Source organism: Paenibacillus sp. XY044, assembly GCF_002257645.1.
GTDB lineage: Bacteria > Bacillota > Bacilli > Paenibacillales > Paenibacillaceae > Paenibacillus_AQ.
In genome coordinates, this window is record NZ_NQMO01000004.1 from 515,897 (window position 1) to 532,868 (window position 16,972).

Consider the following 16,972-nt stretch of genomic DNA (forward strand, 5'->3'; position numbering starts at 1 on the left):
CTCAGACCGAAGGGGTGAGAAGGTGAGTTGGACATCGCATCAAATCAACGGCTTTAACGCCTGGACGGGACGCACCCCCGCCATGGAGGTCACCCTGCTGCCGGAGCTCGGCACCAAAATGATCTCCCTGCGCAACCGCCTGACCGGTCGTGAATGGCTCGCGCCGGCGGACGGACCGCTGGAGAACCGGGGCTACGCCAGCTCCTTTGCGGACAGCGACGGAAGCGGCTGGGACGAAATGTTCCCGACGGTCAACGTATGCCGGTATCCGGAGCATCCCTGGACGGGAACGGAGCTCCCGGATCACGGCGAGGTCTGGTCCATTCCTTGGAAGGTCGAGGCACATGGCGACCGCCTATCGTGCAGCGTGCACGGCGTGAGGATGCCGTACCGGCTTGAGAAGACGTATTCTTTTGCAGCGGAGGACCGGCTCAGGATCGACTACCTTGTAACCAACCTCAGCCCGTTCCCGTTTTCGTTCCTGTGGGCGGCCCATCCGCTGCTGCGGATCAGGGAAGGCATGGAGATCATCGTGCCGGGTGAACTTCGGCAAATTGCCGTCTCCTATTCGGAAGGTGACAGACTTGGGAAGAGGGGGGATCTGCGGTCGTGGCCGCAGCCTTTCGCGAACCGGCCGGAATGCCGCCTGGACCGCACGGGCCGACGTGAGGAGCGAACGGCCGAGAAGTTTTATTTTACGGGTGAGCTGCCGGAAGGAACGGCTTCCGTCTATGACCCGGGGAAGCAGGAAGGGATCACCTTTACGTTTCCGCAGGAAAAGGTGCCTTACTTGTCGGTGTGGGCGAATTACGGCGGATACCAGGGGCAGTACCATCTGGCCCTGGAACCGGCCACGGGCTTCCTGGACGACTTGGCGCATGCCATGGAACGGGAAGCAGCAGCCATCGTGGAGGGCGGCGAAACGTATGCGTGGCATTTGGAAGTGGGCTGGATGGGAACCAAAAAACCTGTATCTCCGTAGGAGTACAGGTTTTTTGCCATGCATGGATGTGAACAACATCTATGTCAAAAGAATCGGCAGCTCCTTCAGCGCGAACATCATCATGCTGTCCATCCGCGTCAGCTCAGCGGAACGGTCGCGGCGGTATTCGGGAAAACGGGCCAGCAGGGTTTCGATCGCGATTTTGGACTCGAGGCGGGCAAGCTGGGAGCCGAGGCAGTAATGGATGCCGCTGCCCAGTCCCAGGTGCGGGTTCGGATTGCGGTGGATATTAAATTCCTCCGGACGTTCGAACACCTTCTCGTCATGGTTGGCCGACGCCATCCAGATATGGACGAATTGGCCTACCTTCATCTCCTGGCCGCCAAGGACGGTATCCTGCTTCACGCGGCGGAACATGACCTGCACCGGTGAGAAATAGCGGAACACTTCCTCCAGCGCGCCGGGAATAAGGCTGCGGTCGGCAAGCAGCTGCGCACGGACGTCCGGCAGGGTGTCGATGCCGAGCATCGCCGAGGAGATCAGGTTGGTCGTCGTTTCGTTGCCGGCCACGAGGAGCAGGATGCAGAAGCCGATGATCTCGAGGTCCGTCAGATGCTCATTGTCGATGCGAGCCTCGACCAGCTTGGTGACCAGATCGTCCTGCGGATGGCGTCTGCGGTCTTCGGCAATTTCGGAGAAGTATTCGCTCATCTCGCGCTGGCACTGATAGAAATCTTCACCGCTGTCTCCGACCAGGGCGTCGGACCAGGCTTTGAATTGTTCGCGGTGGTCCAGCGACACGCCGAGCATCTCGGCGATGACGACGATCGGCAGCGGGCTGGCAAAATCAGCGATGGCGTCCATCCGCCCCTTTTTCTCCGCTTCGTCCAGCAGCGAGGTCGTGATCGACTGGATTTTGGGAGCCAGCGACTCGATGACGCGCGGCGTGAACGCCTGGGTCACCAGCCGGCGCAGCTGCCGGTGCTTGGGCGGATCCTGCCGCAGAATGCTGTGTTCCAGCGGGTCCTGGGAGTCAGGGAAGGCCGACGAGGAAAAAATATCGTGATTCGTAAATACCGTCTTTACATCGTCATATCCGTATACGTCCCAAACTTGTCCGTCGTTGGACTGGACAACGGGGGAATCCCGGCGCATTTTTTTATACCACTCCAAAGGCAGCAGTCCATTCTCATTCCATTCCATGAAGCAACACCGTCGCTTTCTTTTTAGATGATTGAACCCTGATTTTCGGTAAAACCGACTTCTCGTTCATTTAGATGGAAACTTCCGATAAATGAGGTCTGTCTGCTAGATCTGGTCGTTTTTCTAGATGGGATGATTTTCAAATGGCTCCGGTTAATGTTTTTTAATCCTTTGAACTGACTGGTCAGTTTGGTGTGTGCAAAAAAAGGTCCTGCTTAATCAAGCGACTTAAACAGACCTTCGGCAACCACTGTGAATACGAAGCTTTCCAAGTCCTCGCGGCCGTACTCCTCCTGGTGGCTCAAGTAATAGTTGCATGTGCTTTCCAGCATGCCGATCGTGCTGGCTGCAGCCAGGTCCGCATCGACGTCGCGCATGATGCCGCCCTCGCACTGGGCCTCTTTGAGAATGCCGGCCAGAAAACTTAAATGCTCGCGGCGGAGCTGCTTCAGCTCATCCAGCACATCGGGCTCGATGCCGTTGGAAATTTCGTTGAATACGATATGGGCAAAATGGCGGGAGTCCAGGAACAAATCCAGATGGTGGCGGAGAACCCGAAGAATCTGCTCCTTGATCGGGAGCTCTGAGCTTAGGTCGGTCTTCGTCCGCTCCATGATGTCCTCGAATCCGGCTTTCACCACGGCTTTAAACAGCTGTGATTTTCCCGGAAAGTTGTAGTACAGGGTCCCTTTGGCGACCTGCGCCTGCTGGGCGATCTCATCCATGCTGGCACGGTGATAGCCGTATTCGGAGAAGACGCGGGTGGCGGCGTGGATAATCTTGTCTTTGCTCACGGTGGTGTATCGGTCCTTTCCTTCTCATTCATCATTTGGATGGTTTTAATCTGACTGGTCAGTTCAAAAACAACATAACATGCTGGGAAAATTTAGTCAACTGATCTCTTCACGGATGAAGGGGGCGTCCGATTTTAACGGTATGAGATGGAATGAAACATGATATGTTATACTGAGCATAAATTCAATTTAGGAGTGATCTTCTGAGAAAACACAAGCCCATGTCGTTTGACGATCTGCTGTTGGAATTGAAAGGCCAAAAATCGGCGCAGGATGATACCGGCCGCATTGCCCTTGACAAGCTTTTAAACGACTCGTTTATGCGTAAGTATTCGGCGTTTGCCAGCTTTCAGGCTTTTTTGGAGAAGGGTAATTTTCAGGCGGAAACCCATGAGGATATGAATAAGATTCAGGGTGAGCTGCTGGACCGGCACGTCTCCAGGGAGACGGACTTTAACGATTGGAAATCGATGCTGGACCAAGCGAATGCGGATTATGCCGCGAATAACAGGTAGCCTATCTTGCGATTCGCGTGGATAGATCAAGGAGAGGACCGAGCTTTGCGCTTGCTCCTCTTTTTTGTGGTCGTTCATCGTTATTCATCATCATCAACTTAACTCTTTCTTAAGGATTGTCTTTAACTTCTCTTTCGTTTTCGCTCCTATACTGGGCTTATCGTTACAAGAGGAGGAATTCAATTCATGATGGAGTGTAAAGAAAAGCGGCGGTCCGTGGCTCCCCTTTCCCGGAAAATCATGCTCGTGCTGCTTATGACTGCCGTTTTTACAGGAGCTTATACCCGTTTGGCATCAGCAGACCCTAAGCTTGAGGCGAGCCGTGAGGATCAGATCGACCGGTTCATCGAGACCCGCATGCATCAGAACCGGATTCCCGGATTGTCTGTTGCGATCGTACATGATAGCGAAGTCGTTTATGCCAAAGGGTACGGTCAAACGGGAGGCGGGGCAGCCGTTACGCCGGACACGCCGTTTCCGGTCGCGTCCCTGAGCAAGTCGATCACGGCGCTGGCGGTCATGCAGCTGGTTGAAGCCGGGAAAATCCGGCTGGATGACAAGGCGGCGGACATTCTCCCGTCCTTCGTGATGGAGGATCCAAGGGGGAAGGAAATTACGGTGCGGCAGCTGCTGAACCAGACGAGTGGTCTGGCCGACAACGTCTTTCCGGAAATGGCTTTTTCCACGCAGCCGGCCTCGCTCGGCGAATCGATCGCCCGGTTGAAGAAGGTCAAGCTCGCCAGTGACCCAGGACAGGCGTTTCATTACCACAATACCAATTATCAGCTGCTCGCACTGATCGTGGAGACGGTGAGCAAGGAGCATTTTCCGGACTATTTGCAGGAGCATATCTTTGCTCCGCTGCACATGGATCGTTCCACGGACGCTGCATTGACCGGTTCCTTCAAAGAACCGGGGCACATGCTGCTTTATGGACAGCCGATAGCCTTCAAAGAACCGGATTGGTTCGTTGAGGGAGCAGCGGGTAATGTCTCGACGGCAAATGATATGGCGCGGTGGCTGATGCTGCAGCTGGGCGAGGGAACTAACGGGGGAGCCCACCTTCTCAGTCCGGAGGGCATCGCGACGATGCGCAAGGTTCCCGCCGGCGTGGACAGCCGTTACGGCATGGGATGGACGGTGGACGGTGCAAGGGTGAGCCATAACGGTATTTTGTGGACGTATCAGGCGGATCAGCTGCTGATGCCGGAGAGCGGGTACGGAATCGTGATCCTGTTTGGCAGCGGGCTGAATGCGCTGGTCAACTACGGAGCCTTTGCTTCAGGAATTGCCGACATTTTGAACGGGGAGGAGCCGCCGAAGTCAGCGATTTCCGTAGGAATGATTGAAGCGGGAATCGCACTTGTGACCCTGCTGACGATCCTGCTGTGGGTGCGGGGATTCTTTTTCCGCTGGGAGCGGTGGCAACAAAAGGCCCGGAAGCGCCGCATTTGGCTGACCTCGCTGCGGATGCTCGTCACCTTGATCCCGCTTGCGCTCTTCATCAGCCTGCCGCAGATTCTGACGTTTGTTGGGGGTGGCAGAGTGCTGAAATGGGAGCAAATTTTCCTGCTGATGCCGAGTATCGTGATTTGGCTGGCGCTGCTGTCGGCGTTTGGCGCGATCGGCTTCGTCCGCAAGGCCTTCTGCATATATACGATATTACGGGGAGACCAAAAAGCCCAGGCCTGATTCAGTGCCTGAGCTTTTTTCTTGTGACAGTTCCGTAGCTGCGGGCTGCTTAAGTCCAGCGGGCCGCCCACAGCTTCATTTCGTGACAAATGACATGCAGGTCCTGTCCCTTGGGCGTGAGCGAGTACTCCACCGTCACCGGTACGGTAGGGAACACTTCCCGCTCCAGCACACCCTGTTCCTCCAAATGGCGCAGCGTACTGGTCAAGGCGCGGGGGCTCACGCTTGGAATCCGGCGCTGCAGCTCACCGAAGCGAAGAGTGCCGCAGAACAGCTCGCGGATGACGAGAAAGGCCCACTTTCCGCCCAGCACATCCAGTGTTCTCTCAATGTTGCATTCGATATGTTCCGGGTTTTTCGGAATGTAACTGCTCGCTTTTTTGACTGTTTCCATAGACTCTCCTCCTTATATGTATATAACTATACTCTATATAGTATCTACCCTTGATATAATTAAGTGAAAAACATTTCACTTCTTTAAATCATATATGAACTTTTATAGAATGAAAAGGGTAACAGGACTACAAGGAGGTAGATGGAATGAAATACCGGAGACTGGGAAGAAGCGGACTTAAAGTCAGCGAGATCAGCTTGGGAAGCTGGCTTACATATGGCGGTTACGTGGAACGCGAAAATGCGGTGAATTCGATCAAAACGGCGTACGATTTGGGCATCAACTTTTTCGATACGGCCAATGTATATGAAAAAGGCGCGGCGGAAGAGCTGGTCGGCAAAGCGCTGAAAGAGTACCCGCGCGAATCCTACGTGCTGGCGACCAAGGCATTCTGGCCGATGGGCGAAGGCCCGAATGACCGCGGCTTGTCGCGCAAGCATATTACGGAACAGGCGAATGCCAGCCTGAAGCGTCTCGGACATGACTATGTGGACATTTTTTACTGCCACCGCCATGACCCGGAAACGCCGCTGGAAGAAACGCTGCGCGCGATCGACGACCTCGTCCGCCACGGCAAGGTGCTGTACGTCGGTGTGAGCGAATGGCAGGCATCGCAGATCGCCGAAGCGATTGGCGTGGCCGACCGTTATCTGCTGGACCGCATCGTGGTCAACCAGCCGATTTACAACATGTTCGAGCGCTACATCGAGAAGGAAGTCATGCCGCTCAGCGAACGCGTAGGGATTGGACAAGTGGTGTTCTCCCCACTGGCCCAAGGCCTGCTGACAGGCAAATACACTTCGGCTTCCGACATCCCGCAGGACAGCCGCGCGGCGAAGCTCGATTGGATGCGCAAAGGGATCACTGAAGAAAAAATCGCCAAAGTGCAGCAGCTTGAAGGCATCGCCAAAGAGCTCGGCATTTCCGTTGGCAACCTGGCCCTTGCGTGGATTCTGCGCAAAGACAACGTGGCCAGCGCGCTGGTCGGCGCAAGCCGTCCGGAGCAGGTGACGGAGAATGCCAAAGCTTCGGGTATTGTCCTTAGCGAAGACGTTCAGGGGCGGATCGAAGACATTCTGAAATAATCGGACCGGCCAAGGGTTCGGCTAGGTTTGAACCGAAGCGAAGAGGAGGCGTTGCCTGTGGCCAAAGTCGTCATTACAGGCGGAAGCGGCATGCTTGGACAGTGGGTCGTGCGTCATTTTATCGAGCAGGGGTATGAGGTGCTGAACGTGGACTTCCGGCGTCCCGACGAGAACCTGTGCCCTACGCTGATCGCGAATCTAGAGGATTTGGGTGAGACCTACGGCGCGCTGGCCGGGGCTGATGCCGTCGTTCATTTGGCGGCGATCCCGGCGGCGCATATCCGCACGCCGGAAATTACCTTCCGGAACAACGTCATGTCGACGTACAACGTGCTGGAGGCGGCCACAGGTCTTGGAATCCGCAAAGCGGTGATCGCGTCCAGCGAATCGTCCTACGGCATCGTATTTGCAGTCAGTCCCTTAAGCCCGCAATACGTGCCCGTGGACGAGGAGCATCCGCAGCTGCCCGAGGACAGCTACGGCCTGTCCAAGGTAGTCAACGAAATGACCGCCGACATGTTCCACCGGCGTACCGGCATGCAGGTCGTCTCCATTCGCCTCGGGAATGTCATTCCTCCGGAATGGTATGAGCGTTTTCCATCGTTTATGGACAAGCCCGAAGAACGGGACCGCATTCTGTGGAGCTACATCGACACCCGCGACGCCGCTGCGGCCATCCGGCTGGCCGTCGAGGCGGACGGGCTCGGTGCGGTGGCCCTCAACGTGGCCGCCGACGACTCCAGCATGGCGGTTCCGAGCCGCGAACTGCTGGCCGCCAGGTATTCCGGCGTGACGGATATCCGCGCGCCGCTGACGGGTCATGAGACCCTGCTCAGCAACGAGAAGGCGAAGCGCCTGCTCGGCTGGCAGCCGCAGCACCGCTGGCGCGATGAGGTTGCGAAGCCCCGCTAGACGCAACCGGGACCGCGGGAGCGGCATGATCATTTAAAGAGAGACTCCAATACAAACTCAAACAAAGAAGACTCCGGTATAGTTCCGGAGTCTTCTTTGTTTTCTGGACGGGAATCTCCTGCTATTTTCCGTTGGCAGCGTCCTTCTGCAGCTCTTTCCAGGCGGCCACCGAGTCGGCGCTCGTATAAATGTAAGGGGTCTGGGGCTGGGAGATCGGCGTGATCTGCGTGGCTTCGATCTCGATCAGGTCTTTGCCCCCTTGGGACACCATCTTCAGTTTGCCCTGCACCTTGACCCAGGAATCGGCCGGCAGGGTCAGCTTCTGCTGCGGATCGACCATAATGCCGAACGGGGTGGCGTCCGCCGTGCAGCACTGCACCAGAAAACGGCTGACCGCAAAAGGACCGCTAGTCCCGTCGGTTTGGTCGCGGTAGACGAAGCCGGATACGGCGATTTCCTTGCCCGCAAACTGCTCCTTGAACATTTCGATCGCCCCGAACGTCTCGGAGTAAATCGCCGGGTAGACCGGGATGACGGGCTGGGCGTACAGCAGTTTGGCGAGCTCGGCGAATTCCTTGGCATACGGATCGGAGGTTTCGAAGGTGACGGTCTTATCAGGCTCTGTGGCAGCGCTGGTAATTGAATTTTTCGGTTCCGGGACCCTGCTAGAGGTGGCCTTCTCCGGCTCCATCGCCGAATAAGAAAGGGATATGCCCTTTTTGGCGGCGGCGATGCTGCCGAGCGCTTTGTCCGGAAGGAGAAACCCGAGCAGCAGCGGGAGAACGAACAGGCCGTACAGCCCGGTGCTTTTCAAGAAACCGGCGGGCAGCCGGTGATTGCAGTTGCACAGCACCTGGCTGCGTCCGAGCAGCGCCTGGACCACAAGGCTGAGCGCCATCAGGCCAAGCGGAACCGGGCACAGCCGGATCCATTTTGCCAGGGCAGGCGCGACATAATAATGCAGCGCGTCCTGCTGCATCAGGTGCAAAATATAGAGGGCGAAAGCCGCCAGCACGGCTGCCCGGAACAGATAATGCAGCCGGATGCTGCGGGAATCGTTCACTTGGCACTACCTCCAGTTGGATAGGATGGACCCTCTGATCATGCCCGGGCGTTCCCTTGCATGAGCGTTCATAGCCAGGCCGACAGTTACAACCAGCAGAAAGTCTACAGCCAGGCCGATATTAGAACAGAGCCGACGAAGACGCAGGCCGCGATCAGGAAGAACAGATAGAGGGCGAACTTTGTTTTGAACAGCGCCATCAGCATCATGGCGTTTTTGAAATCAAGCATCGGGCCCAGCACCATGAACGCGATCAGCGAACCGGCGGGGAAGGTGTGCAGGAAGGTGGAAGCGACAAAAGCGTCCGACGTGGAGCAGAGTGAGAGCGCAAAGGCGAGTCCCATCATGAACAAATACGAGCCCAGCGGATGGCCGCCGATGGCGGAGAGGCTCTCCCGGACCATAAACGTCTGAATGGCCGACGTCAGCAGGCAGCCGATGATCAAATATTTGCCCATGTCGAAAAACTCGTCCGACGTATGGACGAATACCGAAGCCAGCCGGCCGCCCCGGGCGGCATGAAGATGGGAATCCCCGCCGGTTTCCCGCTCCATCGACCATCTCACAGGGGATTTCTTTACCGTGACATAGACGATGAGCCCGATCAGGAAAGCGACGGCGAAGGCCAGTCCCATCCGGGCGTAAGCGAGATCCGGATGACTGCGGAACGCCATGAAGGTGGCTCCGTAGACGACCGGATTGATGATCGGTCCGGATAAAATGAACACAATCGCGACATACACGGGCATGCCCTTATGGATGAGCCGGCGGACGAGCGGGATCATGCCGCACTCGCACACCGGGAAGATCACGCCGAGCAGGCAGGCGAACAGGATCGCCGGGACAGGCTTCTTCGGAATCCAGCGCGACAGGACCTCGTCCGGCACAAATACCTGCAGCAGCGAAGAGAGAAGCGCCCCGGCCAGCACGAACGGCAGCGCCTCCAGCAGAATGCCGACAAAGCTGGTTTTGAACGTATCCATATAGACGTTATCCAGCATCTCGATGCGCTCCGGCAGCCACAGGACGAGAAGGATGATTAGAAAGGCGGCGGGAAGAAGCAGAGGGACGATTTTAAAAGGGGAGAGGGTGGTCATGGCGGATCAGCTCCTTCCACAGAAATGATGAAGAGTTAATGAAACAGTTCGGACCAGCGCTCCTTCAGCCGTGCCTCGCTCAAATTCAGGCCGATCATGACGAGATACGGTGCGCCAGGGTAGCGGGAGGCTTCCCAGTACGTACGCGTCCCGGCATATTGGACGAGCTGGACCGTTTCATGGCGGGAGAGTGCCACATGCCCTTTGGCGCGGAGAAGCGCGTCCCCGCAATCGAGGAAGAACGCCTCCAGCCGCTCCCTGGACAGGGAAGCCGGACTTTGTTCCGCCGGTGGAAAAGTCAGCGTGACGGTGCTGACTTTGGAAAAAGAGGCCGTCTCCTCATGCGGTTCGTGTCCGCTGTGACTGTGACCACCATGTCCGTCATGCGCATGGGCCGCTGCCGGGGTCCCTGCTCCGTGTCCGTCATGGGCAGCCGCCTTGGATTCGCGGCGGCGGTGAACCCCGTCCAGCAGGCTGGACAGGTCAATCCGGCTATATTCTGTGTATACGATCGCAGCTTCGGGATTATGCTTGCGGATCATGTTTTCGATTTTGCCGATCGTGCCGGGGGCGGCCAGGTCCTGCTTGTTGACCGCGACCAGATCGGCACTTTCGATCTGCTTGCGCAGCGTGCGGACCAGCTCCTTATCAGCGGAGAAGCGGCTGTTGAACTCCAGCACGTTCTCTGCATCGAGCATCGTCACCGTATAATGATGCCGTACACGGCCGGCTAGCTCCGGCTCCTGAAGGGTGCGGCGGATTTCATCCGGATCGGCGACGCCGGTGAGCTCGATAACGATGACGTCGGGCGACCGCTCCAGCAGGGTGAAGAGGCCCTGCGGCAGCTCGCTTTTCCGGCTGCAGCAGACGCATCCGTCCAGCAGCTTCTGCACCTGAACTCCTGCCTGTTCCTCCAGAATCGTTCCGTCCACATCCCGTTTGCCCAGCTCATTCATCAAGATGCCGGGGGTCAGCCCCCGGGCCGAGCACTCCTTGAGCACGGAAAGCAGCAGCGTCGTTTTGCCGCTCCCCAAAAATCCGCTTAATATGATGACTGGCGTTTCCATACGCGATCCATCTCCTTTATCCCGCGAAGTTGTATAAAGAGGCTCAGGAACACAGCCTGTACCAAGCCATATCATTTTCCTCATTCTATCTATACGTAAAGATTACGATTTAATGACTGGGAATGCCGAAACCGGCAGGACGCTGATAGATTCAGAACCGCGGCGTTTGATGCCATTTGCGGGAAACCTGCTGAGGGGAAATCTGGAAAAGAATGCTATAGATCCATTCATATCCGGACCGAAGTCGTTTATGATAGGTTTATGTGAGCAACCAGGGATTTCCGGAGGAGGAAAGGGTAGGCATGAGCAAATTTGTCATGGGCATGGACCTCGGCGGAACGCGGATCAAATCGGCGATATTTGAGGCGGATGCCGATTGGAGGATCGCCGTGGAAAGAATGGACGCAACCGAGGCGGACAAGGGGCCGGAGCATGTGCTGTACCGGATGAAGCGGATTGTTCATGAACTGATGAAGGAAGCGGGCATCGGGCCGGCTGGCGTGAGCTGCATGGGCATGGGCATTCCAGGTCTGCTGGATCCGCAGGAGGGGCTGTCGATTCTGTCCCCCAACTTTCCGGAATGGGAAAATATCCACGTCGTAGAACGGATGCGGGAGGAGTTTGCTTTTCCGGTCTTCATCGATAATGATGTACGCGTGAACATGTATGGGGAATGGCGGTTTGGCGCCGGCAGGGACTGCGGAAACCTGATGCTCATTACCCTGGGAACCGGACTGGGCTCGGGAATTATTTATCAGGGGAAGGTCGTCTACGGCACGTCTTCGAGCGCAGGCGAGATCGGCCACATGAACATGTACAGGGAAGGGCGGCCGTGCCGCTGCGGCAGCTCGGGCTGCCTCGGCCGCTACGTGTCCGCGGTGGGGATGGTCCGAACATTTGCGGAAAAGCTGGCGGAAGGACGGACGAGCGTCATTCAGGAATGGACGGGGAACGATTCCTCGCAGATTACGGCACAGCTCATTTCGGACGCCTATGACCTTCAGGATGCGCTCGCCGTCGAAGTGATGCACGGGACGGGAGAGCTGCTCGGATACGGACTAGCGAATGCTATCAACCTGCTGAATCCCGAACTGATTATTGTAGGCGGCGGCATGGCCGCGGCCGGGGAGCGGCTCTTGCGCCCGGTGCGCGAGTCGGTAGCCCGCCATGCGCTGCAGCTGTCCGCCGGTGTCTGCCGCATCGTGCAGGCCGAGCTTGGGGACAGGGCCGGGATGCTGGGCGCCGCCGTGTATGCGGACGGACGTTTGAAAGGAGGGAATTCATGGTCAGGCAATGGGCCAACAGGCTGATTCTGCTGCTGGTGCTGGCTGCGGTCATCTTGGTCGTTATTTACGCTTTCGAGGGGAAGTTATTCGGCCTTCAAGACAAGAAAGCGGAAGGGAGCCCAACGGTTGTTGAGGCGATTGAGAAGGTCAACGGAAAAGGCTTCGTGTCTTATATGATCCATGAACAGCCGGTTGCTGATGGGGAGGTAGCTTTTTTTCTGAGAAAATCACAGAGCGGCAGTACTGCGATGGTTGCAGATTACATTAGGAAAAACGCCAATGGATGGAAATATGTATGGGGCGGAACGTTTTCAGCTTCCAACTATCATCCCGGACTCTCCGACACCGAGGCTCGAAAGGAAAGCTTCCATGCGGAGTACTTTCCGGGGACGGAGGGCACGGACATTGGAAGTACTCCTTTTCCGATGTATTGCGGCATTGCTCTGCATCCCGACATCAGCCGCATCGTGGTCAAGGACCCCACCGGCTACGAAAAGCAGGCGCAGATCGTTCCCGTTGAGCAAAATTTCAAGTTGTTTTACGTGTTTTTGGATGCTTCTCAGGGTATGAAGTTCGAGATTACGGCCTATGACCGCAGCGGAAACATCATCCATCAGGTCACTCAGGATGAATCCCTCCCCTCCAACGGGAGCGTGACCAAAATCAATTAACCGTAATTTTACATAATCTGCCTTCCTAATTAACGGATCGGAAACAATCCATCGATAAGATGAAGGAGGAAAAATCCAATTCGAACAAGCCGGGAGGAGAGAAATGATGAGATTGGCGCTGTTGGGTGATTTGCATTACCACGAAATCGACGAGTCGGTACCGGGGTTGAAGGAAGCACGGCGTGCATTTTATCAAACGGTGCTGGAGCAGTTTTTGGAGCAGGAAGCGGACCTGTATATTTCGCTGGGGGATCTCACCAACTTCGGCACGGCCTCCGAGCTTCGCGAAGTGTACGACCTGCTTCGCCGCCAAGACAAGACGTTCATTCACGTGCTGGGCAATCACGACCTGTATGCGCAGCGGAGAGACGAGGTGCTCGAGATTACAGGCCAGGAGAGGTACCATGCCATCGACGCGGACCAAGCGATGCTCGTGTTTCTCGACACGGCCAAGGAAATGGATTTTAAGGACTGGGGCGGCTGGCTCGATCCCGAACAGTTGGGCTGGCTTGAGGAGCAGGTCGGACTGTCGGGCGGCAAGCCGCTGCTCGTCTTCGGCCATCATCCCGTATACAATACGACGGCGGGTTCGGAGAAGGACAAGGGATCGATTCATCCGATCATCGACATGTGGAGCATTTTGAACCAAAAGCAGGGCATTGGCATCTATTTCAACGGCCATACGCACATGGATTCGATCGCGCACCGGCAGGACTGGTCGTTCGTGCAGCTGTCGGCCTGCCTGGATCAGCCGGGCTTTCGGATCGTCGATATCGGGGAGGACGCGATCCGGATCACGCCGGTCGAAGTGATGGACCCGACGCTGCCGGATCACATGACGCTGCTTCACCGGCATATGAAGCATTTTAGCCCGAATCCGGAGGCGAGAGGAATGGAGGACGATCGTTCTCTCCTCGTCCCGCTGCCGATTGCGCCGCAAATCTAAATATAGAGTGATCGCAAGATTCGCGAAAGGGAGGCTGTACACGCATGAATGACGTTATGACCCGGCAGCATTTCTTCAAAGGTCTCGCCAAGCATAAACGGATTGCCTCCATTAAAGACCCCCGCCATATCGAAATCGCCTTGAAGCATCGGAATGAGCTCAGCGGCGTCTTCCTGCTGATGGGCCATATCGGCGTTGCCAAAGGCTATGTGAACGTATTCCGGGAGCACGGTCTGCCGGTGTTCATGCATTTGGAAAAAATCGGCGGGCTCAGCACGGACCATTACGGCCTGGACTATTTGGCCAAGAGTATCCGCCCGGTCGGTATCATTTCGACCAAAACCAGCGTCATCAAAACCGCCAAGAAAATGGGACTGCTTACGGTGCAGCGTTTCTTTCTCGTCGACAGCGAAGGGCTGGAGAACATCGCGAAGAGCCTGTCCCAGGCCGAGCCGGACATCATCGAGCTGATGCCTGCCCGCATCCCGGATGTGATCCGCAGGGTGAAGGGCTTTACGGAGGTGCCGATCATCACCGGCGGCCTGCTGTATGAGCACAGCCACGCGCAGGAATGCCTCGACCAGGGGGCGACCGCCATTTCCGCGTCCTGTCCGGACCTGTGGAGAAGAAAAATCATTTGATGTCCCGTTAATATTCCGCATAAACCGCGTTAATAGTTGTCCCTTATGATGAAATCGACAAGTAAATAGAACGGTTGGAGTTATGGAGAAACCTGATCTGCCGAGGGCGCTTTAGCGAGCGTTCCCCCTTCGGCGGTATTCGGGTTTCTTTTTTTGCTGCGGCCGTCGCTGTCAAACAAACTAAAACCAAAATCAAGGGTGGAGGAATCAATCGATGTTTAAGAAAAAGATCGCACTGCTTACGTTGTCCGCGGTAATGACGGGCATGCTGGCCGGATGCGGCGCAGCCGAGAAGGCGGCCGGCAGCGAGACAGCGGAGGCGGCAGCGGCCAAGCCGGATAAAAAAATCGTCATCAAGTACTGGTACGCCTTCGGCGACAAGATCGAGGAAGCCAAGCAGCATATGGTCAAAACGTTCAACGAGTCCCAGGACAAGATCGAAGTGGTTGCCGAGCATCAGGGGAATTACGATGACCTACATGCGAAAGTCCAGGCGGCTTTTGCGGCAGGGGACGCTCCTGCGGTTACGGATCTGGAAATTGCCTCTACGGGCGTGTTCGCCCATTCCGGCATGCTCGAAGACCTGACCTCATACGCCGAGAAAGACAAGGACCAACTGAAGCTGGACGATTTTATCCCTGGACTGATGGGGAACGCCTATGTGGACGACAAGCTGTACGGGCTTCCTTTTATGCGCAGTACCCCGATTATGTACAAGAACGTGACGATGCTGAAAGATGCCGGGCTGGATCCATCCGGGCCCAAAACGTGGGATGAGTTTGAGCAGTACTCCAAAGTGCTCAAGGAGAAGGGTAAGCTCGGGATGACCGTTCCGGTCGATATTTGGTTTTATGAAGCGCTGGTGGCCCAAAGCGGCGGCACCATGCTGAGCGAGGACGGCAAAAAGGCAACCTTCAACGAGGCGGCCGGCGTGGCGCCGGTGGATTTCTGGAAGCGGCTCGTAAACGAAGGCCTGATCAAAATGCCGGTCGGTGACGAAGCCGGGGATACGGCGGACAAGGATTGGGCGAACCAAAATTCCGCGTTTAAATTCGCCTCGACAGCAGGCGTGTCGCAAAGCTTGGAAATCGCCAAGGGCAACGGCTTTGAGCTTGAGACGGCCTTCATGCCGGCCAACAAGGATTACGGGGTGCCGACAGGCGGATGCCAGCTCGTCATGACGTCGAAGAGCAGTGCGGAGGAGAAGGCGGCGGCATGGGAATTCATGAAATGGATGACCTCCCAGGAAAACACGATCTACCAGCATAAGCATGTCGGATACCTGCCGACCCGCACGTCCGCGGTGGAAAGCGATGAGCTCAAGGAGCATTTTACCCAGTATCCGCAGTATAAAGTCGCTGTCGACCAGCTGAAATACGCCAGACCGCGTCCGATGGAGAATGCGTATCCGGAAGTCGCCAAGATCGTCCGTGATGCGATCCAGAAGGCGATTATCGATCCGAAGACGACGCCGCAGCAGGCGCTGGACGACGCCGCGGCCAAGTCGGATAAGCTGCTCGGCAAGTGAGTTTAGCGCCTGTCAGGCAATGAAACAGACCAGCCAAACAAGGAGGCATTCGGCATGGCCCAAATCGAGCTGATCGGCATTTGCAAGAAATACAAGGAAGAAACCGTGATTCAGGACCTCAACCTGACGATCCGGGACGGTTCGTTTACCGTCCTGGTCGGGCCGTCCGGCTGCGGCAAATCGACGACGCTGCGCATGGTGGCCGGGCTGGAGCGACAGTCCGCGGGAGATATATTGATCGACGGCAAGCGCGTGAACGACACGCCGCCCGGCCTGCGGGACGTGGCGATGGTGTTCCAGAACTACGCGCTGTACCCGACCATGACGGTCCGGGGCAACATCGAGTTCGGCCTCAAGAACCGCGGCGTTACCCGCAAAGAGCGGGAGCGCCTGGTCGCCGACATTTCGGAAATCGTCGGACTCGGGCCTTACCTCGACAAGAAGCCGCAGAACCTCTCCGGCGGCCAGCGCCAGCGCGTGGCGCTCGCCCGGGCGATGGTGAAGCAGCCGAAGGTGTTTATCCTTGACGAACCGCTGTCCAACTTGGACGCAAAGCTGCGGAACCAGATGCGGACGGAGCTGATCCAGCTGCACGAACGCCTTGGCACGACCTTCGTCTACGTGACGCATGATCAGGTCGAGGCGATGTCCATGGGCGACGAAATCGTCGTCATGAATCAAGGGGCGATCCAGCAGGCGGACTCGCCGATGAAGCTGTATGAGCAGCCCGCCAACCTGTTCACCGCCCAGTTTATCGGCACACCGGCGATGAACATGATGAAGGTCGGCGACACCAAGGGGCTGCGCGTCAAGCCCGAGTCCGGAGCCTACCATGTAGGCTTCAGGCCCGAGCATGCGCAGATCAATCCGGACAGCCCCGTGGAAGGTCTCGTGCTTGAAGGAGATATTCTGACGCGGGAAAGCCTGGGGGCGGAGCATATCTACCAGATCCGCTCCAAGGCGGGACCGTTTTTTGTCAAAACGTTTCTTAAGCCGCTGGTGACGGCGGAACGCGTGCGCATCGCCGTACCGAATGGGCATCTCTATTATTTCAGCCTGAACGGCAGCCGGGTGCAGGCTGGCGCGGCGAACGAGGAGACCACCTCGCGGCAGCTGATTGCGGGAGGGGTGTAGC

17 protein-coding genes are annotated in these 16,972 nt (G+C 56.8%); 11 read left to right on the forward strand and 6 right to left on the reverse strand.

The window, feature by feature from the left end; genetic code table 11:
* Positions 1-22: 22 nt before the first annotated feature.
* The gene (locus CJP46_RS19670; protein ID WP_306431059.1) at positions 23-982 is read left to right on the forward strand and encodes an aldose epimerase family protein; all 960 of its coding nucleotides are present in this window, start codon (positions 23-25) and stop codon (positions 980-982) included.
* A 39-nt stretch (positions 983-1,021) separates the two neighbouring features.
* Here the strand turns inward: CJP46_RS19670 and CJP46_RS19675 are convergent, their stop codons facing one another.
* Together CJP46_RS19675 and CJP46_RS19680 are read right to left on the reverse strand one after the other, a co-directional pair.
* Positions 1,022-2,146: a cytochrome P450 gene (locus CJP46_RS19675; protein WP_094597318.1), complete on the reverse strand. Its 1,125-nt coding sequence runs from the start codon at positions 2,144-2,146 to the stop codon at positions 1,022-1,024.
* A gap of 215 nt (positions 2,147-2,361) precedes the next feature.
* Positions 2,362-2,940 (reverse strand): TetR/AcrR family transcriptional regulator, encoded by a 579-nt coding sequence (locus CJP46_RS19680; RefSeq protein ID WP_094597319.1) that lies wholly within the window; start codon positions 2,938-2,940, stop codon positions 2,362-2,364.
* Positions 2,941-3,161: 221 nt separating this feature from the next.
* Here CJP46_RS19680 and CJP46_RS19685 point away from each other — a divergent pair, with 221 nt between their 5' ends.
* Entirely contained in the window at positions 3,162-3,455 is a 294-nt protein-coding gene (locus tag CJP46_RS19685; RefSeq protein WP_094597320.1) for a hypothetical protein, read from the forward strand.
* A gap of 186 nt (positions 3,456-3,641) precedes the next feature.
* Entirely contained in the window at positions 3,642-5,147 is a 1,506-nt protein-coding gene (locus tag CJP46_RS19690; protein ID WP_094597321.1) for a serine hydrolase domain-containing protein, read from the forward strand.
* Between the two features lie 49 nt (positions 5,148-5,196).
* On the opposite strand, the gene CJP46_RS19695 is transcribed toward CJP46_RS19690, so the two are convergent.
* Complete coding sequence (locus CJP46_RS19695; protein ID WP_094597322.1) at positions 5,197-5,541, reverse strand: winged helix-turn-helix transcriptional regulator; 345 nt, start codon at positions 5,539-5,541, stop codon at positions 5,197-5,199.
* Positions 5,542-5,687: 146 nt separating this feature from the next.
* Here CJP46_RS19695 and CJP46_RS19700 point away from each other — a divergent pair, with 146 nt between their 5' ends.
* Together CJP46_RS19700 and CJP46_RS19705 are read left to right on the forward strand one after the other, a co-directional pair.
* Positions 5,688-6,626 (forward strand): aldo/keto reductase family protein, encoded by a 939-nt coding sequence (locus CJP46_RS19700; protein WP_094597323.1) that lies wholly within the window; start codon positions 5,688-5,690, stop codon positions 6,624-6,626.
* A 57-nt stretch (positions 6,627-6,683) separates the two neighbouring features.
* The gene (locus CJP46_RS19705; protein WP_094597324.1) at positions 6,684-7,538 is read left to right on the forward strand and encodes an NAD-dependent epimerase/dehydratase family protein; all 855 of its coding nucleotides are present in this window, start codon (positions 6,684-6,686) and stop codon (positions 7,536-7,538) included.
* Between the two features lie 121 nt (positions 7,539-7,659).
* Here the strand turns inward: CJP46_RS19705 and CJP46_RS19710 are convergent, their stop codons facing one another.
* The 3 genes from CJP46_RS19710 to CJP46_RS19720 form a co-directional block, all read right to left on the reverse strand.
* Complete coding sequence (locus CJP46_RS19710; RefSeq protein WP_094597325.1) at positions 7,660-8,601, reverse strand: TIGR03943 family putative permease subunit; 942 nt, start codon at positions 8,599-8,601, stop codon at positions 7,660-7,662.
* A 104-nt stretch (positions 8,602-8,705) separates the two neighbouring features.
* On the reverse strand, positions 8,706-9,698 hold the full coding sequence (locus CJP46_RS19715) for a permease (protein WP_094597326.1): 993 nt from the start codon (positions 9,696-9,698) through the stop codon (positions 8,706-8,708).
* Between the two features lie 35 nt (positions 9,699-9,733).
* Entirely contained in the window at positions 9,734-10,765 is a 1,032-nt protein-coding gene (locus CJP46_RS19720; RefSeq protein ID WP_094597327.1) for a CobW family GTP-binding protein, read from the reverse strand.
* 302 nt (positions 10,766-11,067) lie between these two features.
* On the opposite strand from CJP46_RS19720, the gene CJP46_RS19725 reads away from it, so the two are divergent.
* From CJP46_RS19725 to CJP46_RS19750, 6 genes are all read left to right on the forward strand, one after another.
* Entirely contained in the window at positions 11,068-12,075 is a 1,008-nt protein-coding gene (locus CJP46_RS19725; RefSeq protein WP_094597328.1) for an ROK family protein, read from the forward strand.
* Positions 12,048-12,722 carry a hypothetical protein gene (locus tag CJP46_RS19730; RefSeq protein ID WP_094597329.1) on the forward strand — a complete coding sequence of 225 codons (675 nt, stop codon included), beginning with the start codon at positions 12,048-12,050 and terminating at the stop codon, positions 12,720-12,722. Before CJP46_RS19725 ends, CJP46_RS19730 begins: the two co-directional genes overlap by 28 nt.
* 103 nt (positions 12,723-12,825) lie before the next feature.
* Entirely contained in the window at positions 12,826-13,668 is an 843-nt protein-coding gene (locus tag CJP46_RS19735) for a metallophosphoesterase family protein (RefSeq protein WP_256992429.1), read from the forward strand.
* Positions 13,669-13,712: 44 nt separating this feature from the next.
* Entirely contained in the window at positions 13,713-14,309 is a 597-nt protein-coding gene (locus CJP46_RS19740; RefSeq protein WP_094597331.1) for a glycerol-3-phosphate responsive antiterminator, read from the forward strand.
* A 214-nt stretch (positions 14,310-14,523) separates the two neighbouring features.
* Positions 14,524-15,837: an ABC transporter substrate-binding protein gene (locus tag CJP46_RS19745; protein WP_094597332.1), complete on the forward strand. Its 1,314-nt coding sequence runs from the start codon at positions 14,524-14,526 to the stop codon at positions 15,835-15,837.
* A gap of 54 nt (positions 15,838-15,891) precedes the next feature.
* Positions 15,892-16,971: an ABC transporter ATP-binding protein gene (locus tag CJP46_RS19750; RefSeq protein ID WP_094597333.1), complete on the forward strand. Its 1,080-nt coding sequence runs from the start codon at positions 15,892-15,894 to the stop codon at positions 16,969-16,971.
* The last annotated feature ends 1 nt before the right edge of the window (position 16,972 follow it).